This window comes from Variovorax sp. PDC80 (assembly GCF_900115375.1).
Taxonomy (GTDB): Bacteria; Pseudomonadota; Gammaproteobacteria; order Burkholderiales; family Burkholderiaceae_C; genus Variovorax.
In genome coordinates, this window is record NZ_FOWG01000008.1 from 218,942 (window position 1) to 244,400 (window position 25,459).

The following is a 25,459-nucleotide window of genomic DNA, read 5'->3' on the forward strand; positions in this document are numbered from 1 at the left end:
CTTAAGTTGCCGCGAAGTTTAGGCAGCGACATTGATATGGTCAAGTCGTTTAGTTACTATCAGATGATCAGTCATCGTCGATTGAACACGACAATATCAGTAGAAACCCTGATGGCTATACTCGCCCCCACTCTCAACCCCCACGCCGGGCGCCCCATGGAAAAGCCGAGACGTGGCATCCAATCCGTCGAAATAGGAACGCAGCTGCTCGTCGCCCTCGGGCGGCATGTCGCGCCCATGGCCTTGCGCGACCTCGGCAAGGCCGCCGGCGTGCCGGTGGGCAAGGCCCATCCGTACCTGGTGAGCTTTCTCAAGGTCGGCTTCGTGGTGCAGGACAGCGCGGGCCGCTACGAGCTGGGCCCGCTGGCGCTGCAGCTCGGGCTGGCCAAGCTGCAGCGGCTCGATCCGATCAAGGAGGCCTCGCCGCTGATCGAGGCGCTGGCCTCGGAAACCGAGCAGAGCATCGCGGTCGCGGTCTGGGGCAACTTCGGGCCGACCGTGGTGCGGCTCGAGGAACCGATCCATCCGCTGCACGTGAACCTGCGCACCGGCACCGTGATGTCGCTGGCCTACACGGCCACGGGCCGGTTGTTCGCGGCCTACCTGCCGCCCAAGGTGGTCGAGAAGATGATGGTGGACGACCTCGCGCGCCTGCGCGGCCCGGCCGGCGGCCGCGGCACCGAGGAGCTGTCGCAGTCGCAGCTCGAGGCGCTGCTGGTGGAGACGCGCATGCACGGCATGTCGCGCACCTTGGGCCAGCCGATCCCGGGCATCGACGCCTTCTGCGCGCCGGTGTTCGACTCGACCCACAACATCGTGCTGGGCATCACCGCGATGGGCCCCGAGGCCACCTTCGACAGCGACTGGGAAGGCCGCGTGGCGGTGCCGCTGCGCGCCTGCGCGCTCGAGATCTCGCGCCGGCTCGGCTACGTGCCGCCCGAAGCGCCTGCCGCGCGCGGCTGAAGATGTAGGCACCTGCCCACGCACGGTGCCTCGGTTCTCTTGCAATGCGCGGCCCTCGCCGCGTGTGAATCTGCAAGCCACTCACAACACAGGAGAACCTTCATGAAAAGCCTCATCCTCTGGGCCTGCGGCGTGCCGATCACCGTGATCATCGGTCTCAAGATCTTCGGGATTCTCTGACCCGCGCTCGTCACTTTACGTTTGCTCTTCCTCTACTCCTCCGGTGCCTCGTGCACCGATGCGCGTCCCTCGGGGCGCGCTTTTTTTGGGAGGGTGCACGCCGCCTCCGCCAATCTGGCAAAGGCCGTGCGGGTACTGAGCGGGTGCCGGCCGCATCCGGCCTAGACTCCGCCGCATGCACGCTCACTCGCTGTTCCACACCCTGGCGTCCCGCTTCGGCGGCTGCACGCTGGCGCGTGCGTGGATGACGGCGGCGGCTCGGCCAACGCCCGCACATTCCTGAGCCCGGCGGTCCACCTCCTTCCCTTCACCTTCAACGCAGACCATCGACCGCCGGGCCCTCGCCCTGCGTGACTGCGCCCCCGTCATCAGGGGCGCGTTCGAATGGAGTGCGTCATGCATCACCCCCAGGTTCAGCGGGAGCACGTGCGTCCCGACGGCAACGCCGCATCCGGCACGCCTTGCTTTCAATCCATCCTCGCCCTCACCGATCTGTCGGCACGCAGCCAGCCCTCGGTCGAACGGGCCGCCCGACTCGCGGCGGACCATGGCGCGCTGCTCAAGCTCATGTACGCGCCCTCGAGCCTCGCACCGCTCGCGCACGCCGAAGCGGCCACCGCGCTCGCGGCCCTGGCCCGCGCCATGGCCGCGCGCTTCGATGTGCTGGTCAAGCAGGTCGCGATCTCGAGCGGCGGCCTCGCGCAGATCGTGGATGAAGCGCGTCACGCCGACCTCGTGGTGCTGCGGCACGAGCGCGACCGTTCGCCCGGCGCCTTCTTCACGGGCCAGCCGGTGGAGCGCCTGCTGCGGCAGCTGCGCTGCCCGGTGCTCGTGACGCGGCTGGCCGCGCGGCCGCGCTATGGCCGCATCCTGGTGGCGGTGGACTTCACGCCCGCATCGCACGAACTCGTGAGCCTGGCCCATGGCCTCGACGCCAACGCCGCGCTCGAGCTGTTCCATGCGCTCAACACCATGCACGAAAGCAAGCTGCGCTATGCCGAGGTCTCGGACCACGCCATCAGGACCTACCGCCACGACTGCCAGCGGCAGGCGCGCGAGCGGCTGTTCTCGCTGACCGATTCATCGAGCGCGCGGCGCAACCGCGTGCTGTCGACCATCGGCCGCGGCGACCCGGCGCGGCAGGCCACGGTGCAGCAGCAGCACGCGCGCGCCGAGCTGCTCGTGGTGGGCAAGCGGCGCGCCCATCCGCTCGCCGATTTCTTCTTCGGCAGCGTCGCGCAGCGCGTGCTGTGCTGGGCCACGGGCGACGTGCTGGTGGTGCCCACCGATCGGCGCGGCTACAGCCCGTCGGCCGTCATGCCGCGGACGCTGCAGCCGGCTCGCTGAAGACCCGCTCAGTGCGTGTCGCGACGCAGTTGCTGCACGTCCTCGTGCAGCGTCTGCGCCCAGGTGCGGCGCTCGCGGCTGTACGAGGACTGCGGCTCGCCGAAGCGCACGATGGCCAGGAGCGGCGGCGCGCGTAGCGTGTTCCACAGCGAGGTGGCGAGGTTGTCGTCGTCGATGTAGCGCGGTGCCTGGCTGGTCTCGCCGGTGGCGGCATCGGCGAAGCGCAGCGCGGCCGGCACCACGGGCACGCCCGAGGAGATCGCGGCCTGCAGCAGGTTGGCGTGGAACGGCAGCAGGCCGCGGCCGTCGCTGGTGGTGCCCTCGGGGAACACCGCGATCATGTCGCCGTTGCGCAGCGCGTCGGTCATGTGGTGCACCACGCGCAGCGCGTCGCGGCGGCGTTCGCGCTCGATGTAGAGCGTGCCCGCGCCGCTCGAGAGCGTGCCGATCAGCGGCCAGTGCTTGACGTCGGATTTCGACACGAAGCGCACGTGGCGCGCCGCGTGGATCACCGTGATGTCGAGCCACGAGAGGTGGTTGCAGATCAGCAGCACCGGCCCGTGCGCGGGCGGCGTGCCCTGCACGCGCAAGGTGATGCCCATGATCTCGAGCATGCGCGCGGCCCAGGCCTGCACGCGCGCGTTGCGCTCGGCCTGGTCGAGGCCCGGGAAGGTGAAGCGGATGGTCCACCAGCCGGCGACCGCATGCGCGATCGCATGCAGCAGCCGGCGCAGTGCCTTGAGTGAATGCAGCATCGGCCCGACCGCCTTCTTCCTGTTGTTGTTGTCGTCGTCGCGCGCCGGAACGCGGCTCAGCCGTGCACCACGCGCCCGGCCACGAGGGTGTGGCGCGCGCGGCCCTGCATGGCGTAGCCGCCGAACGGCGTGTACTTGCCCTGGCTGCGCAGCGCCTCGGGCGTGACCTGCCATTCGAGGGACGGATCGAAGACGCACAGGTCGGCCGGCCCGCCGACGGCGAGACGGCCGATGCCGGCGCAGGCTTCGGTCGCGGGCAACAGCCGCGCGGGCGCGCTCGTGATCGCCTCGAGCGCGCGCACGAGGCCCGCGCCGCTGCGCTCGCCCCATTGCAGCGCCAGCGGCAGCAGCAGCTCGAGGCCGGTGGCGCCGGGCTCGCTCTCGGCGAACGGCAGGTTCTTGGCATCGGCCTCGACCGGCGTGTGGTCGGACACCAGCGCGTCGATGGTGCCGTCGGCCAGCGCGGCCGAGAGCGCGTCGCGGTCGCCCTGCTGGCGCAGCGGCGGGCTCAGGCGCGCGCGGCTGTCGAAGTAGCCGATGTCGGTGTCGGCCAGGTGCAGCGAGTTGATGCTGACGTCGCAGCTCAGCGGCAGGCCCTCGGCCTTGGCGGCGCGCACCAGCGCGAGTCCCGCGGCGCTCGAGAGCCGGCACAGGTGCACGCGCGCCTTGGTGCTGCGCATCAGCTCGACGATGGTGAAGATGGCGATGGTCTCGGCCGCCACCGGCACGCCGGCGAGGCCGAGCCGGGTGGCGAGCGCGCCGCTGGCGGCCACGCCCTTGCCGAGGTCGCGGTCCTGCGGGCGCAGCCACACGGTGTAGCCGAAGGTGCTCGCATAGAGCATCGCGCGCTGCAGCACCTGCGTATCGGCCAGCGGCACGTCGGCCTGGCTGAAGCCGACGCAGCCGCGCTCGGTGAGCTCGGCCATCTCGGTCAGCACGCCGCCGGCCAGGCCGCGCGTGAGCGCGCCGAGCGGGAACAGGCGCGCGCCCGGCAGCTTGCCGGCGCGGAAGGTCAGCATCTCGACCAGGCCGGGCTCGTCGAGCACGGGGTCGGTGTCGGGCGGGCACACCAGGCTGGTGACGCCGCCGGCCACGGCCGCGGCCATCTCGCTCTCGAGCATGCCCTCGTGCTCGTAGCCCGGTTCGCGCAGCCGCGCGGCGAGGTCGACCAGGCCGGGCGCAACGATGCAACCGGTGGCGTCGAGGGTGCGCTCGGCCTTGAAGCCGGCGGGGATGCTGTTGCCGATGCCGGCGATCTTTCCGTCGGCGACGGCGATGTCGGCCTTCTCGTCGGTGCCCGATGCGGGATCGACCGCGCGGCCGTTGGTGATGTGGATGTTCATGCGTCTGTACGTCCGGTGACGGTCATGGCCTGGTCGGGAAACACCGTGGAACCGGCTTCGCCGGGCCACTGGTGTTGCCCCCGGCAGGGGGTTGGCGAAGCGACACGAAGTGCGCGAAGACTGGGGGCGAGCAACATGTCTATGCTTCGTTACCTGCGACGATGCTCATTACCGCCATCCGCACGGCGATGCCGAAGGTGACCTGCGGGAGGATGACGCTCTGCCGGCCGTCGACCACGGCCGAGTCGATCTCGACGCCGCGGTTGATCGGGCCCGGGTGCATCACGATGGCGTCGGGCTTGGCGAGCTGCAGCTTCTCGGGCGTGAGGCCGTAGGTCTTGAAGAACTCCTGCGACGAGGGCAGCATCGCGCCGCTCATGCGCTCGTTCTGCAGCCGCAGCATGATGACCACGTCGCAGTCCTTGATGCCCTCCTCGAGCGTGTGGCACACGCGCACGCCCATGCCGGCCATGTCGCCGGGCACCAGGGTCTTGGGGCCGACCACGCGCACCTCGGCGCAGCCCAGCGTGGTGAGCGCGTGGATGTCGGAGCGCGCCACGCGCGAATGCACCACGTCGCCGACGATCGCCACCGTGAGGTTGGCGAAGTCCTTCTTGTAGTGGCGGATGGTGTACATGTCGAGCAGCCCCTGCGTCGGGTGCGCGTGGCGGCCGTCGCCGGCGTTCACCACGTGCACGTGCGGCGCGACGTGCTGCGCGATCAGGTAGGGCGCGCCCGACTCGCTGTGGCGCACCACGAACAGGTCGGCCGCCATCGCGCTCAGGTTGGCGATGGTGTCGAGCAGCGACTCGCCCTTGCTCGCCGAGGAGCGCGCGATGTCGAGGTTGATGACGTCGGCCGACAGCCGCTTGGCCGCGATCTCGAAGGTGGTGCGGGTGCGCGTGCTGTTCTCGAAGAACAGGTTGAACACGCTCTTGCCGCGCAAGAGCGGCACCTTCTTCACTTCGCGGTCGCTCACGCTCGTGAAGTTGGCGGCGGTGTCGAGGATGTGGGTGAGGATGTCCTTGGGCAGGCCCTCGATCGACAGCAGGTGGATGAGCTCGCCGTTCTTGTTGAGCTGGGGATTGCGCTTGTAGAGCATGGCTTACTTGCTTTCCTCGACCTGGAGGCTGAAGGCGCCGTCGTCCGCGCGCGCCAGAGCCAGCGACTGCGAATGGGGCAGCGCGAGCGTGGTGGCGGCGAAGTCGGCCGCCACCGGCAGCTCGCGCCCGCCGCGGTCGACCAGCACGGCCAGGCGCACGCAGCCCGGACGGCCGAAGTCGAACAGCTCGTTGAGCACGGCGCGGATGGTGCGGCCGGTGTAGAGCACGTCGTCGAGCAGCAGCACGTCGGCGCCGTTGACGTCGAAGGGCAGCGCGGTCTGCGCGCTGGCCGCGAGGCCGCGGCGCGCGAAGTCGTCGCGGTGCATGGCCGAGGAGATCACGCCGGGCGCACCGGCCAGGCCCAGGTCCTTCTGCAGCCGCTCGACCAGCCAGGCGCCGCCCGAGGTGACGCCCACCAGCCGGGTGTCGGGGCGCAGCAGCGCGCGGACGCCGGCCAGCAGTTGCGTGTAGAGCGCCTCGGCGTCGGGAATGGCGGGGGTGGAACTCACGGAAGACTCCTCAAGAATTGCTCCAGGATGATGCAGGCCGAGGCGGCATCGGCATCGCGCGCGCCCTGGGAGAGCGCCTCGGTGGTGCTGTAGCGCTCGTCGACCTCGAACACCTGCAGGTTGAAACGGCCGCGCAGCTGGCGCGCGAACTTCTGCGCGCGCCGGGTGTTCTCGTGCGCGGCGCCGTCGGGATGGAAGGGCACGCCCACCACCAGCGCATCGGGCTGCCACTCGCGGATGCGCGCCTCGACCTGCGCGAAGCGGGCATCGGCACCCTCGGCCTTGATGGTGGCCTGCGGCGTGGCGCTGCGCAGCAGCCGGTTGCCGCTCGCCACGCCGGTGCGCTTCTGGCCGAAATCGAAGGCCAGGAAGCTCTGGAAATGAGCGGGAACGGGAAGGGAAGCGGGGCTGGAAACGGAAGCTGGCGCGTCGGGCATGGCCGTGGCGTTCACGCATGCCCCGCGTCGGGCGAGAGCTTCCAGGCCTCCAGGCCCAGCAGCAGCAGCGCCTTGTCGTAGCGCTGGTCGATGGGGGTGTCGAAGATCACGGCCGGGTCGGCGCCCACCGTGAGCCAGCTGTTCTCGGCCAGTTCGGACTCGAGCTGGCCCTCGCCCCAGGCCGCGTAGCCCAGCGAGACCAGCACCTTGCGCGGGCCGGCGCCGGTGGCCAGGGCCTCCAGCACGTCCTTCGAGGTGGTCATCTCGAGGCCGCCGGGAATGGTCATGGTCGAGGCGTAGACCGATTCCTCGGGTTTGTCGGCCTCGGTGAAGACCGGCTCGTGCAGCACGAAGCCGCGCTCGGTCTGCATCGGGCCGCCCTGGAAGACCGGGGCCTCGCCGAGCTCGGGGCGCGCGAGGTGCAACTCGATCTTCTCGAACAGCACCTTGAGGTTGATGTCGCTGGGTTTGTTGATGACCAGGCCCAGGGCGCCGCGCTCGCTGTGCTCGCACAGGTAGACGACGCTGCGGTTGAAGGTCTTGTCTTCCAGGCCCGGCATCGCTATCAAAAAGTGATGCGTCAGGTTCATCGGGGCAGAATCGGAAGCCATATGCCTCCGATTTTACTGGCCGTCGACAAGACCTACCCCAAAGGGCTCATGTGGTTCCGCCGCGACCTGCGCGTGGACGACAACGCGGCCCTCTACCACGCCCTGCGAAGCTGCCGCCAGCTGGTCTGCGTGTTCGTGTTCGACAGCACGATCCTCGCCCCCCTGCCGCGGATCGACCGGCGGGTGGAATTCATCCGCGAATCGCTGCTGGAGCTCGACGAGGAGCTGCGCGCGCTCGGCGGCGGGCTGATCGTGCGCCATGCGGCGGCGGCCGAGGAGATCCCGGCGCTGGCACGCGCGCTCGAGGTGCAGGCGGTGTTCGCCAACCGCGACGACGAGCCCGAGGCGCTGGCGCGCGACGCCGGCGTGTTCGGCGCGCTGGCCAATGCGGGCGTGAGCTTCCACACCCACAAGGACTCGACGGTCTTCGAGCGCGACGAGCTGATGACCAAGACCGGCCAGCCCTACACGGTCTTCACGCCCTACAAGCGGGCCTGGCTGGCCAAGGTCGACGACTTCTTCCTCAAGTCCTACCCGAGCCGCGGCCATGCCGACGCCCTGGTGCCGCCGCCCGAGGGCTGGCGCGCGCCGGTGCCCTCGCTCGAGGCGCTGGGCTTCGCCAAGAGCAACCTCGGCACGCTCGAGATCCCCACCGGCACGCGCGGCGCGGCGATCCTGTTCGAGGACTTCTTCGAGCGCATCGAGCGCTACGAGGCGGCGCGCAACTACCCGGCGGTGCGCGGGCCCAGCTACCTGGGCGTGCACCTGCGCTTCGGCACGGTGTCGATCCGGCAGGTGGCGGGCGTGGCGCGCCAGCTCTCGCTGCGGGGTGACGCGGGCGCCGCGACCTGGCTCAGCGAGCTGATCTGGCGCGACTTCTACTTCCAGATCCTGGCCCATTTCCCGCACGTGCACGCCAAGGGCGAATCGAAGAGCTTCCGCCCCGAGTACGACAAGATCCAGTGGCACCACGGCAAGCATGCCGACCAGCTGTTCGAGGCCTGGTGCCAGGGCCGCACCGGCTATCCGCTGGTCGACGCGGCCATGCTGCAGATCAACCAGAGCGGCTACATGCACAACCGGCTGCGCATGGTGGTGGCGAGCTTCCTGTGCAAGGACCTGGGGCTCGACTGGCGCCGCGGCGAGGCCTATTTCGCGCTGCACCTCAACGACTTCGAGCTGGCGTCGAACAACGGCGGCTGGCAATGGGCCAGCTCGAGCGGCTGCGACGCGCAGCCCTACTTCCGCATCTTCAACCCGGTGACGCAGAGCGAGCGCTTCGATCCCGACGGCAAGTTCATCCGGCGCTACCTGCCGCAGCTCGCGGGGCTGTCGAACGGCGCGATCCATTCGCCGTGGACGGCGACGCCGGTGGAACTCGAGGCCGCCGGCGTGAAGCTCGGCGAGAACTACCCGGTGCCGGTGGTCGACCATGCCGAGGCGCGCGAGCGCACGCTGCAGCGCTACGCGGTGGCGCGCAGCAAGACGCTGGCGAAGAAGTAGCGCCGGCCGTCCCCCAAAGAAAAAGCCCGGAGGCTCGTCGCCGTCCGGGCTTTTTTTCGTGGGGCGCGCCTCAGGCCGCCGCGAGCGCCGCCGTGTCGCTGGTATAGGCCCGCACCAGCCGCAGCAGCTCTTCTTCGGAGTAGGGCTTGCCGAGGTAGTGGTTCACGCCGAGGTCGCGCGCATAGTCGCGGTGCTTCTCGGCGATGCGCGAGGTGATCATGATGATCGGCAGCTCGGCCAGCGCCGCGTCGCCGCGGATGTTGCGCGCGAGGTCGAAGCCGTCCATGCGCGGCATCTCGATGTCGGACAGCACGACCGCCGGGCGTTCCTGCTGCAGCCGCTCGAGCGCCTGCAGGCCGTCGGCCGCCAGCGAGACCCGGTAGCCTTCGCGCTGCAGCAGGCGCTGCGTGACGCGGCGCACGGTGATGGAGTCGTCGACCACCAGCACCAGCGGGATCTGCGGCACCACCGGTGCCAGCGCCGCGGCCGGGTCCTGGCCGTGCGGGCCGCGCGGCTCGTCGGCCGCCGCCACCGGCTGCGCCAGCGCCGCGGCCTGGCGCGCCCGCGCCTGTTCGCCATGCACCGCGGCCAATGCCACCGGGTTGTAGATCAGCGCCACCGCGCCCGAGGCCAGCACCGAGATGCCCGCCAGGCCCGGCAGCCGCGCGAGCTGCGGCCCGAGGTTCTTGACCACCACTTCCTGGTTGCCCAGCACTTCGTCGACGTGCAGCGCCACGCGCTGCGCGGCGCTGCGCACGATCACGAGGGTGTTGGTGCGGCCCGCGATGTGCTCGCTGCGCGGCGAGGCCTGCAGCAGCGCGCCGCCCCAGTAGAACGGCACCTGTTCGCTGCCGAACGGATGGGTGTCGTGCAGGTAGGCCGATTCGAGGTCGGTGGCGTTCACGCGCTGCACCAGCTCGACCAGGTTCGACGGCACGCCGATCGACACCTCGCCGAAGCGCAGCATGACCACGTGCGTCACCGCGGTGGTCAGCGGCAGCACCAGCTTGAAGGTTGTGCCCTGGCCCGGCTGGCTGCGCGTCTCGATGCGGCCGCCGAGCGCGGCGACCTGCGCGCGCACCACGTCCATGCCGATGCCGCGGCCCGCGAGCTCCGACACCTGGCCGGCCGTGGAGAAGCCGGGCCGGAAGATCAGCTCGGTGGCCTCCTCGGGCGTGAGCGGCTGGTCGGCCGCGAGCAGGCCCAGCGAGCGGGCCCGCTCGGCGATGCGCTCGTGGTCGAGGCCGGCGCCGTCGTCGCGGAAGCTCACCGACACGTCGTTGCCCTCGTGCGCGAGGTCGATCACGATCAGGCCGCTGGCGTCCTTGCCGGAAGCCTCGCGCCGCGCGGCGTCCTCGATGCCGTGGGCCACGCAGTTGCGCAGCAGGTGCTCGAAGGCCGGCGTCATCCGGTCGAGCACGCCGCGGTCCATTTCGATCGAGCCGCCGGTGATGTCGAGGCGCACCTGCTTGCCGGTGTCCTTCGAGGCCTGTCGCACCACGCGGTAGAGGCGGTCGGAGATGCCCTCGAACTCCACCATGCGCGTGCGCAGCAGGCCGCGCTGCAGTTCGCGCGTCTGGCGCGCCTGCACGCTGAGGTCGTCTTCCGTTGCCTGCACCGTCTTCTGCAGGGTGCGCTGCACGGTCGCCACGTCGTTCACCGACTCGGCCATCATGCGCGTGAGTTCCTGCACGCGGGTGAAGCGGTCGAACTCCAGCGGGTCGAAGCCCTGCTGTGAATCCTTGGCCTGCGCCAGCCGCGACTGCATCTGGCTCTCGGCCTGCACCTCGATGTCGCGCAACTGCTGGCGCAGGCGGTCGAGGTTGCCCGTGAGGTCGGCCAGCGAGCCGCGCAGCGAACCGATCTCGGCCTCGAGCCGCGAGCGCGTGATGATGACCTCGCCGGTCTGCGCCATCAGGCGGTCGAGCAGCTGGGTGCGGATGCGCACGGCCTGGCCGACCGGCGCGCGCAGCGGCGCGAGCGTGGCGGGGGCCGGGCGCACCGGTGCGGGCGTGGCGGCCGCCGGTTCGGCGTCGGTGTCGGCATCGACCGCGGCGATGGCGTCGTTGGCGGGCTCGGCGCGCAGCTCCGGGTGCTCCACGGGCGTGGGCGCAGATGCCGCGGTGGCTTCCGCCACACGCTGCGCCAGTTCGACCTGGGTCGCATCGTCGGCCGCGCGCAGCGCGTCGAAGGTGGCCTGCAGCGTGTCGAGCCGTGCCAGCAGCTTCTCGATGTCGGAACGGTCGACGTGGCCCTGCGTACCCAGCAGTTCGATCTCGGATTCCATGCGGTGCGCGCGCTCGCCCAGGCGCATGGCGCCGGCCAGCCGGGCACTGCCCTTGAGCGTGTGCAGCGTGCGCAGCACCGAGGTGCGCGGCGCGCCGTCGTCGGGGTGGTGCGACCACTGGCGCAGCGCCTCGCCGAGCTGCGGCAGCAGTTCGGCCGCTTCTTCCTCGAAGATCGGGAACAGGTCGACGTCGACCGCGTCGGCCAGGTCGATGGCGTCCTCGGAGTCGTCGAGCGCCACGTCGGCGCCGCCCTGCGGCGACACCACCTGCAGCGGCGCGCGCGGCTCGTCGCGTGCCAGCTCCTCGGCATAGGGCGAGGGCATCGGCGAGGCCGCGATATCGCGCAGCGCCTGCAGCGTCTGCTGCGAGGGGTCGCGCAGCAGGCCGACCGCGAACTGGTGCAGCAGGCGGCGCAGCTCGTCGGCTGCGGCGACCAGCACCATGCCCTGCTCGCGCGTGCCGCTGCCCTGCATCTGCAGGTGCTGCAGCGCGGCCTCGAAGTAGCGCGCCATGCCCGACAGGCTGTGGAAGCCGACCGTGGCCGAACTGCCGGCCAGCGAATGGGCCAGCGCGATGGTCGAGTCGGCCACGCGTTCGTAGGGCTGCAGCGCCCACTCGCCGACCTCGGTGGCGAGCTGGCGCGACCATTCGTCGGCCTCGTTGAGGTAGACGTTGTAGAGCGCGATGCCGATGCGCAGCGGGCCGATCACCTTGACCTGGTCGTCGGCGCTGCCGGCGGCGGTCACCTCGACGGATTCGGGCTGCGGCTCGGCAACGGCCGGCACCTCGGCGGCGGGCGCGGCCTCGGGCTGCACCGTTTCCTCGGGCTCGGCCGGTGCCTCCAGCGGCAGTGCTTCGGCCGTGATATCGAGCAGCGCGGCGGTCTCGGGCGCGGCCGGTTCGGGCGCGACCACGGTGGCCTGGGCGAACTCGGCCGGCGTCTCCACGGGCTCGAGCTGGATCTCGGGGAAGTCGATCGGCACGGCCGTGCCGGCATCGCTGGCTTCGCGCAGCGGCAGCGGCTCGGGCGTCCAGTCGAGGTCGGGCAGCGCGGGCGCGGTGGCCTCGGCGCGCTCGGCCGAGGCTTGCGCGGCGTCGATCGACAGCGCGGAGGACGGCAGCTCGGCCAGGCCGGCGGCCTCGATCGCGGCCTCCTCGGCCGGCTGGCTCGCCTTCGCGGCAGCGCCGATCGGCGCCAGGAAATCGAAGTCGATGCCGTCGCTCAGCGCGGTCGGCAGCGGTGCCGGCGCGGTGGACGAAGGCTCGCGGGTCTCGAAGTCGAGGAAGTCGGTGGAGACGAAGTCGTCGTCCTCCGGGCCCACGGTGCGCGACGCGGCCCGCGGCACGTCGGAGGTGTCGGAGGCGTCGGCCGGTTCGAGCGACAGGTCCGGCAGCTCGGGCAACTCGGGCAGCGCCTGCGCGGCCGCGGCCGGCAGCGCGAACTGCGGCGGCAGCTCCTCGAGCGGGGCCGGCGAGGTGGGCAGGGGATCGGCCGCGATCTGGCGCGCCGCGATCGCGAGCGCCTCGGCATCGGCCACGCGCGGCGGCGCGGTCGGCACCGGCTCGCCGGCCAGCAGGGCTTCGGCGAGGCGGCTGAACGGGGCGGACTGCCAGCCGTGCGGCGCCGAGGCCGCGATGTCCTCGACCCACAGGCCGAAGTCGCGCAGCGCCTGCTGCGTGCCGGCCAGCAGCTCGGGGGTGGCGGGGCGCTGGTCGGCCAGCCAGGTGTTGACCACCTGTTCGAGCGACCAGGCGGCATCGCCGAAGTCGGTGAGGCCGACCATGCGCGAGCTGCCCTTGAGCGTGTGGAACGCGCGGCGCAGGATCGTGAGCTCGTCGGTGTCCTCGGGGCGGCTGCCGAGCGCGACGATCGCGTTCTGGCCGTTGTGCACCACCTCGCGCGCCTCGTCGAGGAAGATGTTCTGCAGGTCGTCTTCCTCGAGCTCGGTGACCTCGGTGTCGGGCAGCGCGCCGGGGCCGACGATCTTGGCGGTCCAGCTGTCGGCCTTGCGGCTGAATTCCTCGATCGGCGAGGGCTTGGCCTTGCGCGCCGGCGTGGCCAGCGCGGCCAGCTTCGACGCGATCTGGGCATCGACTTCCTCGATGCTGAGCAGCGGCTCGGCGGCCGGCGCGGCCACGCTCTCGGCGTCCTCGACATCGGCGGCCTGGCGGCCCATCAGCGGCTTGAGCTCGCCGACCTCGGCGTCGAAGACGAACAGGCGCTTGGCCAGCGCCGGCTGGTAGCCCAGCATGTCGATCAGGAAGCCCAGCGCGCCGAGGTTGTTGCCCAGCGCGTCGAAGCCGGCCATCTCGTCGGCCGGCGAGGCGCTGCCCACCATGGACTCCACGTCGTCGCGCATGCGCTGCACGGTGTGCGCGGCCTGGTCGAGGCCGAGCACCGAGAACACGCCGCGCATCTGCTGCAGCTGGCTCGGCACGGTGCGCAGCAGGCCCTTTTCGCCCGGGCGACGGAAATACTGGTCGAGCGACTTCTCGAGTTCGCTCAGGTGGCTGCGCAGCTCGTCGACCACGGTGCCCATGGTCTGGCGGTCGCTGACGCGGCGGTACAGGTCCTCCATCCAGGGCTCGAGCGGCTCGGAATGGCCGCCCGCGCGCACGCGCTCGATGCGCCCGGCGAGCTTGAGCATGCGCTGGGTGAGCTGCGGATCGCTGGGGTCGAGGTCTTCGAGCGCGGCCTCGAGGTAGAGCACCGAAGTCGCGACTTCCATCGCGAGCTCGGTGTCGGGCGGCTGGCCGCTGCGCACCGAGGCGTCGACCGCATGCGCGAGCGCCTGCACCATCGGCTCGCTCGGCGGATGCAGCCGGTGCAGCGATTCGCCGAGCTGGGCGAAGGTGTCGGCGACCTGGCGCGTGCGCGTGATGTCGCCGCCCGAGAGGCCGGACCACATCTCCTTGGCGGTCTCGATGCGCTTGCGGGCCTGGGCCAGCACCAGCGGATCGAAGCGGCCGAACTGCTCGACCGTGTAGTCGACGCGTTGTTCATGCGCGATGCCCCAGGCCGTGCGCACGCTGCGCAGGGTGGTGGCTTCGTCGCGCGCGGTGGGCATGGCCTGGGCGCAGAAGAACAGCAGGTCCTGGCCGAGCCGGTCGGACACCACGCTGTCGCCGCGCGCGAGCGTGGCGTACTGCAGCAGCACGCGCGAGGCGGCGCGCTTGACGTAGCTGTCGGCGGGCACGAGGCCCAGCGCCAGTGCCTCGAAGAAACCGGCCGCCAGGGTCCAGAAGCTGGCCACGCGCGGCAGCAGCGCGCCGCGGCCGAGCCCCAGGCACAGCGCCTGCAGGCGGCGCGCGGCCTGCGTGTCGCCGGTCTTGACCAGCTGCAGCACCTCGCGGTCGAGCCGCGAGCGCACCGAGGGGTCGTAGGCCAGCGAGGCCTGCGTGAGCGCGGGACGGATCTCGACCCAGCGCCAGCTGGCGCTCCAGAGATCGGCCGGATGCACGCGCTCGTTGCCGACCAGTTCGAGCACGTCGCGGTACTGCGGGAACAGCGCGATCGAGGACACGTTCTTGCCGGCCAGCAGGGCCTGCAGGAAATCGGTGACGGCGAAGCCGGCGCGCTCGATCTTCAGCGCGGCGCTGTCGGTGCAGCGCTGCGGTTCGGCCACGAAGCCCTGCACCGCGAACTCGATCGAACCGAGCACCAGCGCGGGCGCGTTGTGGCCCACCATCTGCAGCGCGCCGACGGCCTGGTGCAGTTGCTGGCGCGCCATCTGCAGCGGACCGCTCTCGATCTCGGCCGCGTTGCCGACGTCGCGTGCGAAGCGGCGCAGCGACTTGCCGACGTTCTCGAGCGACTTCTGGATTTCTCCGAGCACCCAGGCCAGCGGCCCGAGGTCTTCGGTGGCCGGCGGATTGCCGGCGAGGGGGGCCGCGACGGGGGATTGGATAGCCACCTTGGATGCTCGCCGTTCTTCTGTGTCAGGCAATCTTGAAACGGGCCACCGAACGACGCAGTTCCTCGGCCATCTGCGACAGTTCGCGCACCTGCTGCGCGGTGGTCCGCGTGCCTTCGCCGGTCTGCTCGGTCACGGCGAAGATGTGCTGGATGTTGGCCGCCACCACGTTGGCCGAATCGGCCTCGCGGGAGGCGGACTGCGAGATCTGCTCGATCAGCTCGGCGAGGCGGCGCGACACGCGGTCGATCTCGGACAGCGCGGTACCCGCGTTGTCGGACAGCTTGGCCCCCTCGACCACGCCCTGCGTGGAACGCTCCATGGCGCCCACCGCATCCTGCGTGTCGGTCTGAATCGCCTTCACCAGCGCCGAGATCTGGCGCGTGGCATCGGCCGAGCGTTCGGCCAGCCGCTGCACTTCTTCCGCCACCACCGAGAAGCCGCGACCGGCTTCACCGGCCGACGCGGCCTGGATGGCGGCGTTCAGTGCCAGCACGTTGGTCTGTTCGGTAATGTCCGAGATCAGCTCGGTGATTTCGCCGATCTCCTGCGAGGATTCGCCCAGCCGCTTGATCCGCTTGGAGGTTTCCTGGATCTGGTCGCGGATGGCGTTCATGCCGCCGATGGCGTTCTGCACGGCCTGCAGGCCCGAGGACGCGGCCTGCAGCGACTGGCGCGCCACCGTGGCGGATTCCTGCGCTTGCGAAGACACGCCGTTGATTCGCTCCGCCATGGTCAGCACCGACTGGCCGGTTTCGCGAATCTCGCGCAGCTGTTCGGTCGAGGCCGCCAGCAGCTCGGTCGAGGTACTTTCCACCTGCGAGGTGGTCAGCGCCACGCGCGTGGCCGTGTTCTGCACGTTGCCCACCAGCAGCCGCAGTTCTTCCACCGTGTAGTTCACCGAGTCGGCGATGGCGCCCGTGATGTCCTCGGTCACGGTGGCTTCCTGCGTCAGGTCGCCTTCGGCCACCGTCTGCAGTTCGTTCATCAGCCGAAGAATGGCGGCCTGGTTGGCGTTGTTGATGCGGCTGGCTTCCTCCGAAGCCTGCTCGGCCGAGAGACGTTCGCGCTCGGCGTTGGCGGCGCGTTCGCGGCCTTCGCGCACCTGCACGAAACCGATGGCGCCGGCCAGTGCCAGGGCGGCCAGCGAGAGCACGAACAGCAGCACGATGGTGCCGGCGCCCAGGCCGGTGCGCGCCGACAGCTTGTCCTGCAGCTCGCCCAGCGATTTGCGCAGCGGTTCGCTGTCGGTCAGGATCGACGCCTGCGCTTCGCGCGCCGCCACCAGGCCCTGCAGGTTGCCCAGGATGGCCGAGGCCTGCGTGCGCATCTGCTCGTAGGTCTTCAGGATGGCTTCGAGCTGCTGGCGCGTCTGCGGGTCCTTCGAGCCGGGGAAGCGCTGCTGCGCATTGCCGTCGAGCAGGCCGCGCGTGGTTTCCTGGAAGGTGTTCAGGTCCTTGCCGAGCAGGAACACGGCGTCGGGGTTCACGCCCTCGACCGTGAAGAACTCGTTAGTCGACTTGCCGATGCGCTGCGTCAGCATCACGAGCTGGCCGGCGGCCGAGATCTCGGGCAGCGTGGCGTTCTGCTGCATCTTGAGCGAGGCGACGGTCTCGGTCATCTCGAGCAGCGTGGACGACTGCTGGTTGATGTCGCGCAGGGCGGCACCCACCTGGGTCAGGATCTGGCGCTGGGCCAGCACGGCCTTGGCGCTCGCATCGGCGCGCGCGACCAGCGGGCCGATCTTGCCCATGTCCTCGCCGTAGGCCTCGCCCACGGCCTCGAGGCGCAACGCCTCGTCGCCGTTGGTCAGGCCGTTGACGCGGCGCGTGAGGTCGTCGGCGCTGTCCTTCACCTCGGTGAAGGCCGGCGCGCTGCCCACCAGGGCCTGCGAGATCGACTTGGCGAGGCGCTGCGACTGCATCAGCGACTGGCCGGTGGCCGCCACCTGCTGCGCCAGCCGTTCGGCGCGCAGGATGGCGAGGCCGGCGACCAGCAGCAGCGCCAGCACCACCACCGCCAGCAGGATCGCGAGCACGCGCTGCTGGCGCGCGGGGCTCTGGCCGGCGCGGCCGTCGTCCGCGAGCAGGTCGGCGGCATCGGGCCGGCCCGGTTCGTTGGCGGCCTCGCCGCCATCGACCAGTGCACCGCCTTCGCTGAACGAGCCGGCGGCCGGCGCGCCGCCGAACGAACCGTCGCCCGGCGCGCGCGCGATGCGCACGGTTTTCTCGTCGGGGACCTGCACCGTGTCGACGTTGTCGATCGCGAGCGAACCCGAACCATCGACGCGGGCCTTGTCGTTGCCGCTGGCGGGCAGTAATTTCTTGAACTTGTCGGCGATCGAGCTCACGGTCGGTCCTTCAGGTGGTGGTCGGGTGCAGAGGCGCCTGTGACAGCTAGGCGCCGATACTCAGAAACTGGGGCTGCTGCGACAGCGCCTGCAGGTTGACTTCCTGCCAGCGTTCGCCGGCGGCGTCGATGTAGAGGTGCCCGGCCCAGGGCGGCGCATCGGCGCCCGGGGGCTCGGAGGCCGCGAAGGCCTCGACGCCGCGCAGCCCCGCCAGCCGGTCGACCAGCAGCGCGCAGTTGACGTCGAGCAGCTCGTTGAGCGCGACCAGCCGGGACTGGATGCGGGCCGCTTCGCTGGCGGCCGGACCGCTGGGCGCGCCGCTGGCGAAGGCCGACAGCTGCACCACGCCGTAGAGGCCGCCGCGCAGGTTGGCCACGCCGAGGAACCACGGCGCCGTGTAGGGCACGGGCTGCGGCGGCGTCCAGGGAAAGATTTCGCCGGCATGGCCGAGCGGGAACAGGTACTTGCCTTCGCCCGCCTCGACCGCGAGCCAGGTCGCGGCCACGCCGGTGGTGCGCGCGGCCTGCAGGCGGCTCGCCAGCCGGGACTGGAAGGCTCTCAGTGCGTCGCGATTCGCCATGGACTCGGCAGATCCGCGCTCAGTTCAGCGCGCTGATCTTCGACATCAGCTCCTGCGCGTTCACCGGCTTCACGATGTAGTCGCGCGCGCCCTGGCGCATGCCCCAGACGCGGTCGGTTTCCTGGTTCTTGCTCGTGCACAGGATGATCGGGATCGCGGCGTACTGCGGATCGCGGGCGATCGCGCGCGTGAGCTGGAAGCCGTTCTGGCCCGGCATGACCACGTCCATGAGGATCAGGTCGGGCTGGTCTTCCTCGAGGCGGCGCATGGCGTCCTCGGCGTTCTCGGCGGTCTTCACGGCGAAGCCGTTCTTGTGGAGCAGGTCGGACAGGAACACCAATTCAGTCTTGGAGTCGTCGACGACGAGGATTTTTCGAATGGGCATTTACTGCACTTCCTGTGAAACGTTGCCGAACTGCTGCACGGCCTGCAGCAGCTGGTCTTTGGTGAATGGCTTGGTCAGGTAGTCTTGCGATCCGACCATGCGGCCGCGCGCCTTGTCGAACACGCCGTCCTTCGACGACAGCATCACGACCGGGACCTTGGAGAAATGAGCGTTGCGCTTGATGATGGCGCACGTCTGGTAGCCGTCCAGCCGCGGCATCAGGATGTCGCAGAAAATCAGGTGCGGCTTGTGGTCGTTAACCTTGGAAAGCGCGTCGAAGCCGTCTTCGGCGAGGAGAACCTCGTGACCACCCTGCTTCAGAAAAATCTCGGCACTGCGCCGGATGGTGTTGCTGTCGTCGATGACCAGCACCTTGTAACCTGATCCATTCGGGCCCATTGCAAAAGCTCCTGCTCATGAGACTTGGATGCCCGCCGCGCCGTACACCGGCGCAGATCGCGTAGCTCTATGCCATGCTTTTCAGATTTCAACCATTTCGAAGTCTTCCTTGCGCGCACCGCACTCGGGACAGGTCCAGTTCATCGGGACGTCGGCCCAGGCCGTGCCTGCCGCAATCCCGTCCTCCGGTACACCTACAGCTTCGTCATAGATCCACCCACAAATCAGGCACATCCAAGTTTTCGTATTCATCGGAGCTTAAAGTCCTTGTTCATTAAATGCAACGAGTGTATCTATGCGTATCTCACTGGCGCCGTGTAAACGTCGCGCCCATGCCACCATCCAGCGGATTCCGCCCGGCGTATGACCTTCCACTTACATCCAGCAGACAGCGTTGACAAACCGGGCGATCTTAACGATCCGCTGCCCGACGACGATGCATTGGCGGATCAGGACCTGAATCCCCCTTGCGTCCTGGTGTTCAATGCCAGCGACCCGAGCGGCGCCGGCGGCCTGGCCGGCGACGGGCTGGCCATGGGATCGGTGGGCGCCCACATGCTGCCGGTGGTGACCGGCGCCTACGCGCGCGACACGGCCGAGATCTTCGACCACTTCGCGTTCGACGAGGAGGCCATCGCCGAGCAGACCCGCGCCATCCTCGAGGACGTCGAGGTGCAGCTGATCAAGGTCGGCTTCGCGGGCACGCCCGAGGCGCTGAGCACCATCGCCGAGACCGCCGCCGACTACCCCGAGGTGCCGGTGGTGGCGTACATGCCCAACCTCTCGTGGTGGGACGAGAACGAGATCGACGCCTACCTCGACGCCTTCCGCGACCTGGTGCTGCCCCAGACCACGGTGCTGGTCGGCAACCACAGCACGCTGTGGCGCTGGCTGCTGCCCGACTGGAGCGGCGAGCGCCCGCCCGGCGCGCGCGACATCGCGATGGCGGCCGGCGAGTTCGGCGTGCCCTACACCCTGGTCACCGGCCTGGTGCTGCCCGACCAGTTCATCGACAACGTGCTGGCCTCGCCGCAGTCGGTGCTGACCAGCGAGAAGTACGAGCGCCTCGAGGCCGTGTTCTCGGGCGCCGGCGACACCCTGTCGGCCGCGCTGGCCGCGCTGCTGGCCAGCGGCACCGACCTGGTGGCCGCCACCACCGAGGCGCTGGCCTACATGGACCGCTGCCTCGACGCGGGCTTCCGCCCCGGCATGGGCCACGTGCTGCCCGACCGCCTGTTCTGGGCCGAACCCGAGCCCGAGGAGGACGACGGCGAGCCCGGCGACGACGTGCCCGACTTCGCCCTGCCGCCCCACGACACCCGCCACTGATTCCACTTCCCCGTTCCAGATGCCCAATTCCGATCGCAACGACATCCTCTTCGAGCGCGCCCGCGCCGTGATTCCCGGCGGCGTGAACTCGCCCGTGCGCGCCTTCAAGGCCGTCGGCGGCACGCCCCGCTTCATCCAGCGCGCCCAGGGCGCCTATTTCTGGGACGCCAACGACAAGCGCTACATCGACTACATCGGCTCCTGGGGTCCCATGATCCTGGGCCACGGCCATCCGGCGGTGGTCGAGGCGGTGCAGAAGGCCGTGCTCGAGGGCTTCTCGTACGGCGCGCCGACCGAGCGCGAGATCGAGCTGGCCGAGGCCATCCTCGCGCTGGTGCCCTCGATGGAGATGGTCCGTCTCGTGAGCTCGGGCACCGAGGCCGCCATGAGCGCGCTGCGGCTGGCGCGCGGCGCCACCGGCCGCAAGACCATCATCAAGTTCGAGGGCTGCTACCACGGCCATGCCGACGCGCTGCTGGTCAAGGCCGGCTCGGGCCTCGCCACCTTCGGCAACCCGACCTCGGCCGGCGTGCCGAGCGAGGTGGTGCAGCACACGCTGGTGCTCGAGTACAACAACCTGCAGCAGCTCGAGGAGGCCTTCGCGCTGCACGGCAGCGACATCGCCTGCCTGATGATCGAGGCCATCGCCGGCAACATGAATTTCGTGCGCGCCACGCCCGAGTTCGCGCAGCGCTGCCGTGCGCTGTGCACGCAGCACGGCGCCCTGCTGATCTTCGACGAGGTGATGACGGGCTTTCGCGTCGGCCTGCACGGCGCGCAGGGCGTGCTGGGCATCCAGCCCGACCTCACGGTGCTCGGCAAGGTCATCGGCGGCGGCATGCCGCTGGCGGCCTTCGGCGGGCCGCGCGCCATCATGGAACAGCTCGCGCCGCTGGGCCCGGTCTACCAGGCCGGCACGCTCTCGGGCAACCCGGTCGCCACGGCCTGCGGCCTGGCCACGCTCAAGGAGATCGCCAGGCCCGGCTTCTACGAGGCGCTGGGCCGCAAGACCCGCGCGCTGGTCGACGGTCTGAAGGCCGCGGCCGCCGCCGAGGGCCAGCCCTTCAGCGCCGACAGCGAGGGCGGCATGTTCGGCTTCTTCCTGATGAACGAGCTGCCGCAGAACTACGCCAAGGTGATGACCACCGACAACGCGCAGTTCAACGCGCTGTTCCACGGCCTGCTCGAGCGCGGCGTGTACATCGCGCCCGCGCTCTACGAAGCCGGCTTCGTGAGCGCCGCGCACAGCGACGCGGACATCGCGGCCACCGTCGAGGCGGCGCGCGAGATCTTCAGCAAGCGCTGAGCGGGAGGCTCAGGCCGGGTCGATGGGCATCACCGGCCCGGCCTCGGCCTCGAGCACCTCGGCCGCCGCCAGGCACAGGTCCTCGCGGAAGCGATCGCTCACGAGCTGCACGCCCGTGGGCAGGCCCTGGCGCAACCCCATCGGCACCGACAGCCCCGGCAGGCCCAGGATCGCGGTCGCCAGCAGCGGGCTCTGCGCGTCGAGCAGCTCGCGCATCGCGTCCGCGCCGCGCTGGTCGGCATCGACCGGGAACGGGTGGCGCCACGACACCGGCATCAGCAGCAGCGGATGGCGCTGCAGGAACAGCGCCCAGTCGCGCATCAGCCCCGTGCGCGCGGCCAGCGCGCGCATGTAGGCCTCGGTGTCGAACGACGGCGCGTGCGCGTCCATCGCGCGGTAGGCCTGGCGGATGGTCTGGTCGCCGTCGCGCAGCAGCGCCGGTTCCACCAGCAGCCGGCTGTCGGCCATGGTCAGCGCGAGCCACAGCTCGGCCGCCTCGCGCAGCCGCGGCGGCTCCACCGGCTCGACGCGGTAGCCCGCGCTCTCGAGCCGACGCGCGGCGCGCTGCAGGGCATCGGCCACCTCGGGATCGCAGGCGTAGCCGGGCAGCGCGGTGCACAGCGCCACGCGCAGCGGGCCGGCCGGCCGCGCGCCCTCGAGCGGCGCGGGCACCCACCACGGATCGCGCACGTCGCGCGCGGCCATCGCGGCGAAGGCCAGCCGCAGGTCGCGCACGCTGCGCGCCAGCGGCCCCTGGACCGAGCTGAGCTGCACCACCGGCGGCCGTTCGCCGGTGCCCGACGGGTTGAAGGCCGGCACGCGGCCGAAGCTCGGGCGCAGGCCGTAGACGCCGCAGGCATAGGCCGGGTAGCGGATCGAGCCGCCCTGGTCGTTGCCATGCGCGATGGCGCCGATGCCGACCGCGACCGCGGCCGCCGCGCCGCCGCTCGAGCCGCCGGGGGTCACCGCCGCGTCGTGCGGATTGAGGGTGCGCCCGTGGGCCGCGTTGTCGGTGAACCAGCGCATCGAGAACGCGGGCGTGTTGGTGCGGCCGATCAGGATCGCGCCCGCGCGCCGCAGGTTCGCGACCACCGGGCTGTCCTCGGCGGCCACGACCTTGCGGTAGGCCGCCACGCCGTTGGTGGTGGCATGCCCGCGCTGGTCGACGTTGACCTTGATGGTGACCGGCACGCCGTGCAGCGGCCCGGTCGCCTCGCCGCCGGCCAGCGCGGCGTCGGCCTGCCGCGCGGCCTGCAGCGCTTCCTCGGCGCCGCCGTCGACCACGGCATTGAGGCGCGGATTGACGGCCTCGAGCCGTTCCAGGCTGCTGCGTACCGCCTCCACGCACGAGAGCTCGCGTGCCGCGATGCGCCGCGCGAGTTCTGCGGCTTCCAGTTGCCAGGGTTGCATGGCTTGTCTCCTCGAAAAAGATGGATGGATCAGTCGCCCTTGACGCCCGCGCGCCGCACCGCCTCGGCCCAGCGCGGCTTCTCGCGCTTCATCAGCGCGCTGAGCTCCTCGGGGCTCGAGGGCAATGCCTCGATCGACAGCGCGGCATTGGCGCGCACCACGGCCGGGTCGGCCAGCGCGGCGCGCAGCGCGGTGTTGAGCCGGTCGACGGTCTTGCGCGAGGTGCCCGCGGGCGCCATCAGCGCGCCCCAGGCCACCACCTCGAAGCCCGGCACGCCGCTCTCGGCCACGGTCGGCACCTCGGGCAGCACCGCGGCGCGCTTGGCACTGGTCACGGCGATCGCCTTGACCCGGCCCTGCTGCACGAAGGGCAGCACCGCCGAGATGTTCTCGATGGTCACGTCGAGCTGGCCGTTGACCATGTCGGCGACCGCCTGGGTGCCGGTCTTGTAGGGCACCTGCACCATCGTGAGCCCGGTCTCGGTCTTCAGCAGCTCGCCGGTCAGGTGGCCCGCGCTGCCGATGCCGGGCGTGCCGACCGAGAGCTTGCCCGGGTGCTCGCGGCCGTAGGCGACCAGCTCCTGCAGGCTGCGCACCGGCAGGTCCTTGCGCACGATCAGCACGTAGGCGTTGCTCGAGATCAGGCCGACCGGCACCAGGTCCTTCTCGGGCACGTACGACAGCTTCGAGAAGAAGGCCGGGTTGATGCTCAGGGTCACGAGGTTGCCGTAGCCGACCGTGTAGCCGTCGTTCGCCGAGCTCACCAGGGCCTGCGTGCCGACGATGCCGCCCGCGCTGGGCCGGTTGTCGACGATCATGGCCTGCCCCAGTTCGCGCGCCATCGCGTCGGCCACCGGGCGCATCGCGACGTCGACGCCGGAGCCGGCGGCATAGGGCACGATGAATTTCACCGGGCGCTCGGGGTACTGGGCCGAGGCGGCCAGCGCGGCGGCGGCCAGGGCGGCCACGACGGCGCGGCGGGTCCATGCGAATGACAGGGCGGGCACGAAGCATCTCCTCTTGGGGAATCCCGCCGTTCACCACGAGCCGGCTGGTGGCCGAAGTCTAGGAACCGGGCCCGCGCCGCAAAAGACAATCGCTTGTCGCGATGACAACCTGCGTTTGTCGGTAGATTCCCGCGCCGGGCCGCGCGGCAGAATCGCCCGCATGAAGGATCACCAGCTCAAGGCCTGGCTGCGGCTGGCCGACACCGGCAGCATCCGCGCCGCCGCGCGCAGCCTGCACCTGAGCCAGGCGGCGGTGACCAAGGCGATCCGCGAGCTCGAGGCCGAGGTCGATGCGCAGCTGGTGCTGCGCAGCTCGCGCGGCATCGAGTTCACCGAGTCCGGGCGCCAGCTCACGGTGCGCGCGCGGCTCGCGCACCAGCAGCTCGAGCTCGCGCGCCAGGACATCCGCATCCTGCAGGGGAGCCAGCACGGCCGCGTGGCGGTGGCGGTCACGCCGATGGTGTTCCTCGGCGTGCTGCCCGAGGTGGTGCGCGCCTTCCGCAAGGCCATGCCGCAGGCGCAGCTCAAGCTGTTCGACGGCCTGATCCCGCAGGTGCTGCCGCTGCTGCGCGAGGGCGCGGTCGACTTCGCGGTGGCGGGCCCGGTGGCCTCGGCCCTCGATGCCGACTTCGCGTTCGAGCGGCTCGACATGATCGAGATGGCCGTGCTGTGCCGGCGCGGCCATCCGCTGCGCCACGCCACGCGCTGGGAAGAGATCGCGGGCGCCGAATGGCTGATGCACCTGGCACCGGGCAGCCAGCACAGCTTCCTGCTCGAGCAGTACGCCGCGCAGGGGCTGCCGCTGCCCGAGCACCGCATCGAGGTCGCCTCCTTCGGCGTGAGCTGGGGCCTCCTGACGCGCAGCGACGCGCTGATGGTCGGCCCGGCGGGCATGCTCACGATGCCGCCCTATGACGCGCTGGTGGAGCGCGTGCCGCTCGCGATGCCGGTGCCGCCGCTCGAGCTGGGCATCGTCTCGCCACGCGGCAAGCCGCTGTCGCTGGCCGCGCTGCGGCTGGCCGAGCTGTTTCGCAAGTACCTGGCGCGGCCGGCCTGAGCGGCGGCACGCACGCAGGTGCCACGGCGATGACAGCGGCGGCGTGTATATTGCGCCCGCGCTTCGCGGAGCGCGACGACACCAGGGAAGAAGACATCGCGGCCAGCCTCGAGCCGCACGAGATCTCCAGAACATCCAGCCATGAAATCCCTGCGCCTGCTGCCGGTCCTGAGTGCAGCCCTTCTCGTCTGTGGTCCGGCGCTCGCGCAGTCGGTGGACTTCACGCTGCCGACCTTCGACCAGCCCTTCGAGATCCAGAAGACCTGGATCAACGTCGGCTTCTACTCGGCCCACTTCGACCGCGACAAGGGCCTCGAGAACAAGAACCCCGGCCTGGGCTTCGAGTACCCACTCAACGACGTCTACCGCGTCACGCTCGGCACCTTCCACAACAGCGACCGGCGCCAGTCGCACTACCTCGGCCTCTACGTGCTGCCGTTCGAATTCCACGGCGTGCGCTTCGGCGCCGTGGTCGGCGGCTTCGACGGCTACCCCAACTACCGCAACGGCAACTGGTTCCCGGCGCTGATCCCCACCGCGGCGATCGAGGGCAAGAACTGGGGCCTCAACATCGCCTACGTGCCGACGGTCAAGAACCGGCTCTATGGCGCGCTGAGCTTCCAGCTCAAGTACCGCTTCGAGTGAGCGGCCGCCGAGGCCCATGAAAAAAGGCGGCCGAGGCC

Annotated in this window: 21 protein-coding genes; 7 read left to right on the forward strand and 14 right to left on the reverse strand. The window is 70.5% G+C overall.

Annotation, left to right across the window (positions count from 1 at the left end; genetic code table 11):
* The first annotated feature begins 156 nt into the window (after nucleotides 1-156).
* Nucleotides 157-963, forward strand: a complete 807-nt coding sequence (locus tag BM109_RS23340; protein ID WP_093347885.1) for an IclR family transcriptional regulator — start codon at nucleotides 157-159, stop codon at nucleotides 961-963.
* Between the two features lie 576 nt (nucleotides 964-1,539).
* Nucleotides 1,540-2,490 (forward strand): universal stress protein, encoded by a 951-nt coding sequence (locus BM109_RS23345; RefSeq protein WP_177239441.1) that lies wholly within the window; start codon nucleotides 1,540-1,542, stop codon nucleotides 2,488-2,490.
* An 8-nt stretch (nucleotides 2,491-2,498) separates the two neighbouring features.
* Here BM109_RS23345 and BM109_RS23350 read toward each other — a convergent pair whose 3' ends face one another.
* The 6 genes from BM109_RS23350 to BM109_RS23375 all read right to left on the reverse strand — a co-directional run bounded on the left by BM109_RS23350 (nucleotide 2,499) and on the right by BM109_RS23375 (nucleotide 7,248).
* Nucleotides 2,499-3,245 carry a lysophospholipid acyltransferase family protein gene (locus BM109_RS23350; RefSeq protein WP_093347890.1) on the reverse strand — a complete coding sequence of 249 codons (747 nt, stop codon included), beginning with the start codon at nucleotides 3,243-3,245 and terminating at the stop codon, nucleotides 2,499-2,501.
* A gap of 56 nt (nucleotides 3,246-3,301) precedes the next feature.
* Nucleotides 3,302-4,588, reverse strand: a complete 1,287-nt coding sequence (locus BM109_RS23355) for a dihydroorotase (RefSeq protein ID WP_093347893.1) — start codon at nucleotides 4,586-4,588, stop codon at nucleotides 3,302-3,304.
* Nucleotides 4,589-4,727: 139 nt separating this feature from the next.
* Complete coding sequence (locus tag BM109_RS23360) at nucleotides 4,728-5,690, reverse strand: aspartate carbamoyltransferase catalytic subunit (RefSeq protein ID WP_093347895.1); 963 nt, start codon at nucleotides 5,688-5,690, stop codon at nucleotides 4,728-4,730.
* A gap of 3 nt (nucleotides 5,691-5,693) precedes the next feature.
* Nucleotides 5,694-6,200 carry a bifunctional pyr operon transcriptional regulator/uracil phosphoribosyltransferase PyrR gene (gene pyrR, locus BM109_RS23365; protein WP_093347898.1) on the reverse strand — a complete coding sequence of 169 codons (507 nt, stop codon included), beginning with the start codon at nucleotides 6,198-6,200 and terminating at the stop codon, nucleotides 5,694-5,696.
* The gene (ruvX, locus tag BM109_RS23370; RefSeq protein WP_093348366.1) at nucleotides 6,197-6,637 is read right to left on the reverse strand and encodes a Holliday junction resolvase RuvX; all 441 of its coding nucleotides are present in this window, start codon (nucleotides 6,635-6,637) and stop codon (nucleotides 6,197-6,199) included. Before ruvX ends, pyrR begins: the two co-directional genes overlap by 4 nt.
* An 11-nt stretch (nucleotides 6,638-6,648) precedes the next feature.
* Nucleotides 6,649-7,248, reverse strand: coding sequence for a YqgE/AlgH family protein (locus BM109_RS23375; protein ID WP_093347901.1), 600 nt, complete (start codon nucleotides 7,246-7,248; stop codon nucleotides 6,649-6,651).
* Here BM109_RS23375 and BM109_RS23380 point away from each other — a divergent pair, their 5' ends adjacent.
* On the forward strand, nucleotides 7,249-8,751 hold the full coding sequence (locus tag BM109_RS23380; protein ID WP_093347904.1) for a cryptochrome/photolyase family protein: 1,503 nt from the start codon (nucleotides 7,249-7,251) through the stop codon (nucleotides 8,749-8,751).
* A 70-nt stretch (nucleotides 8,752-8,821) separates the two neighbouring features.
* Here the strand turns inward: BM109_RS23380 and BM109_RS23385 are convergent, their stop codons facing one another.
* The 6 genes from BM109_RS23385 to BM109_RS23410 form a co-directional block, all read right to left on the reverse strand.
* Entirely contained in the window at nucleotides 8,822-14,953 is a 6,132-nt protein-coding gene (locus tag BM109_RS23385; protein ID WP_093347907.1) for an Hpt domain-containing protein, read from the reverse strand.
* A gap of 25 nt (nucleotides 14,954-14,978) precedes the next feature.
* On the reverse strand, nucleotides 14,979-17,303 hold the full coding sequence (locus BM109_RS23390) for a methyl-accepting chemotaxis protein (protein ID WP_093347910.1): 2,325 nt from the start codon (nucleotides 17,301-17,303) through the stop codon (nucleotides 14,979-14,981).
* A 46-nt stretch (nucleotides 17,304-17,349) separates the two neighbouring features.
* Nucleotides 17,350-17,883: a chemotaxis protein CheW gene (locus BM109_RS23395; protein ID WP_093347913.1), complete on the reverse strand. Its 534-nt coding sequence runs from the start codon at nucleotides 17,881-17,883 to the stop codon at nucleotides 17,350-17,352.
* A gap of 19 nt (nucleotides 17,884-17,902) precedes the next feature.
* Complete coding sequence (locus tag BM109_RS23400) at nucleotides 17,903-18,268, reverse strand: response regulator (RefSeq protein WP_057590818.1); 366 nt, start codon at nucleotides 18,266-18,268, stop codon at nucleotides 17,903-17,905.
* On the reverse strand, nucleotides 18,269-18,667 hold the full coding sequence (locus BM109_RS23405) for a response regulator (RefSeq protein ID WP_057590817.1): 399 nt from the start codon (nucleotides 18,665-18,667) through the stop codon (nucleotides 18,269-18,271). It abuts the gene before it with no gap.
* 81 nt (nucleotides 18,668-18,748) lie between these two features.
* Nucleotides 18,749-18,919: a rubredoxin gene (locus BM109_RS23410; protein WP_007838397.1), complete on the reverse strand. Its 171-nt coding sequence runs from the start codon at nucleotides 18,917-18,919 to the stop codon at nucleotides 18,749-18,751.
* 111 nt (nucleotides 18,920-19,030) lie between these two features.
* Between BM109_RS23410 and BM109_RS23415 the strand changes: the two genes are divergently transcribed.
* Nucleotides 19,031-19,996 (forward strand): bifunctional hydroxymethylpyrimidine kinase/phosphomethylpyrimidine kinase, encoded by a 966-nt coding sequence (locus BM109_RS23415; protein ID WP_093347915.1) that lies wholly within the window; start codon nucleotides 19,031-19,033, stop codon nucleotides 19,994-19,996.
* A gap of 19 nt (nucleotides 19,997-20,015) precedes the next feature.
* Nucleotides 20,016-21,302, forward strand: coding sequence for a glutamate-1-semialdehyde 2,1-aminomutase (gene hemL, locus BM109_RS23420; protein ID WP_093347918.1), 1,287 nt, complete (start codon nucleotides 20,016-20,018; stop codon nucleotides 21,300-21,302).
* 9 nt (nucleotides 21,303-21,311) lie between these two features.
* On the opposite strand, the gene BM109_RS23425 is transcribed toward hemL, so the two are convergent.
* Nucleotides 21,312-22,712, reverse strand: coding sequence for an amidase family protein (locus tag BM109_RS23425; RefSeq protein ID WP_093347921.1), 1,401 nt, complete (start codon nucleotides 22,710-22,712; stop codon nucleotides 21,312-21,314).
* A gap of 29 nt (nucleotides 22,713-22,741) precedes the next feature.
* On the reverse strand, nucleotides 22,742-23,719 hold the full coding sequence (locus BM109_RS23430) for a Bug family tripartite tricarboxylate transporter substrate binding protein (protein ID WP_256222734.1): 978 nt from the start codon (nucleotides 23,717-23,719) through the stop codon (nucleotides 22,742-22,744).
* Between the two features lie 160 nt (nucleotides 23,720-23,879).
* Here BM109_RS23430 and BM109_RS23435 point away from each other — a divergent pair, with 160 nt between their 5' ends.
* Both BM109_RS23435 and BM109_RS23440 read left to right on the forward strand, forming a co-directional pair.
* On the forward strand, nucleotides 23,880-24,776 hold the full coding sequence (locus BM109_RS23435) for a LysR substrate-binding domain-containing protein (protein WP_093347924.1): 897 nt from the start codon (nucleotides 23,880-23,882) through the stop codon (nucleotides 24,774-24,776).
* A 141-nt stretch (nucleotides 24,777-24,917) separates the two neighbouring features.
* Nucleotides 24,918-25,421 (forward strand): hypothetical protein, encoded by a 504-nt coding sequence (locus tag BM109_RS23440; protein ID WP_093347926.1) that lies wholly within the window; start codon nucleotides 24,918-24,920, stop codon nucleotides 25,419-25,421.
* The last annotated feature ends 38 nt before the right edge of the window (nucleotides 25,422-25,459 follow it).

Excerpts from the sequence above, each read along its gene's own strand:
- BM109_RS23405 (WP_057590817.1), bottom strand. The coding sequence starts at position 18,667 with ATGGGCCCGAATGGATCAGGTTACAAGGTGCTGGTCATCGACGACAGC.
- BM109_RS23350 (WP_093347890.1), bottom strand. The coding sequence starts at position 3,245 with ATGCTGCATTCACTCAAGGCACTGCGCCGGCTGCTGCATGCGATCGCG.
- BM109_RS23375 (WP_093347901.1), bottom strand. The coding sequence starts at position 7,248 with ATGGCTTCCGATTCTGCCCCGATGAACCTGACGCATCACTTTTTGATA.
- BM109_RS23435 (WP_093347924.1), top strand. The coding sequence starts at position 23,880 with ATGAAGGATCACCAGCTCAAGGCCTGGCTGCGGCTGGCCGACACCGGC.
- BM109_RS23410 (WP_007838397.1), bottom strand. The coding sequence starts at position 18,919 with ATGAATACGAAAACTTGGATGTGCCTGATTTGTGGGTGGATCTATGAC.
- BM109_RS23415 (WP_093347915.1), top strand. The coding sequence starts at position 19,031 with ATGACCTTCCACTTACATCCAGCAGACAGCGTTGACAAACCGGGCGAT.
- BM109_RS23360 (WP_093347895.1), bottom strand. The coding sequence starts at position 5,690 with ATGCTCTACAAGCGCAATCCCCAGCTCAACAAGAACGGCGAGCTCATC.
- BM109_RS23400 (WP_057590818.1), bottom strand. The coding sequence starts at position 18,268 with ATGCCCATTCGAAAAATCCTCGTCGTCGACGACTCCAAGACTGAATTG.
- BM109_RS23440 (WP_093347926.1), top strand. The coding sequence starts at position 24,918 with ATGAAATCCCTGCGCCTGCTGCCGGTCCTGAGTGCAGCCCTTCTCGTC.
- ruvX (WP_093348366.1), bottom strand. The coding sequence starts at position 6,637 with ATGCCCGACGCGCCAGCTTCCGTTTCCAGCCCCGCTTCCCTTCCCGTT.
- BM109_RS23380 (WP_093347904.1), top strand. The coding sequence starts at position 7,249 with ATGCCTCCGATTTTACTGGCCGTCGACAAGACCTACCCCAAAGGGCTC.
- BM109_RS23355 (WP_093347893.1), bottom strand. The coding sequence starts at position 4,588 with ATGAACATCCACATCACCAACGGCCGCGCGGTCGATCCCGCATCGGGC.
- BM109_RS23345 (WP_177239441.1), top strand. The coding sequence starts at position 1,540 with ATGCATCACCCCCAGGTTCAGCGGGAGCACGTGCGTCCCGACGGCAAC.
- BM109_RS23395 (WP_093347913.1), bottom strand. The coding sequence starts at position 17,883 with ATGGCGAATCGCGACGCACTGAGAGCCTTCCAGTCCCGGCTGGCGAGC.
- BM109_RS23340 (WP_093347885.1), top strand. The coding sequence starts at position 157 with ATGGAAAAGCCGAGACGTGGCATCCAATCCGTCGAAATAGGAACGCAG.
- BM109_RS23425 (WP_093347921.1), bottom strand. The coding sequence starts at position 22,712 with ATGCAACCCTGGCAACTGGAAGCCGCAGAACTCGCGCGGCGCATCGCG.
- hemL (WP_093347918.1), top strand. The coding sequence starts at position 20,016 with ATGCCCAATTCCGATCGCAACGACATCCTCTTCGAGCGCGCCCGCGCC.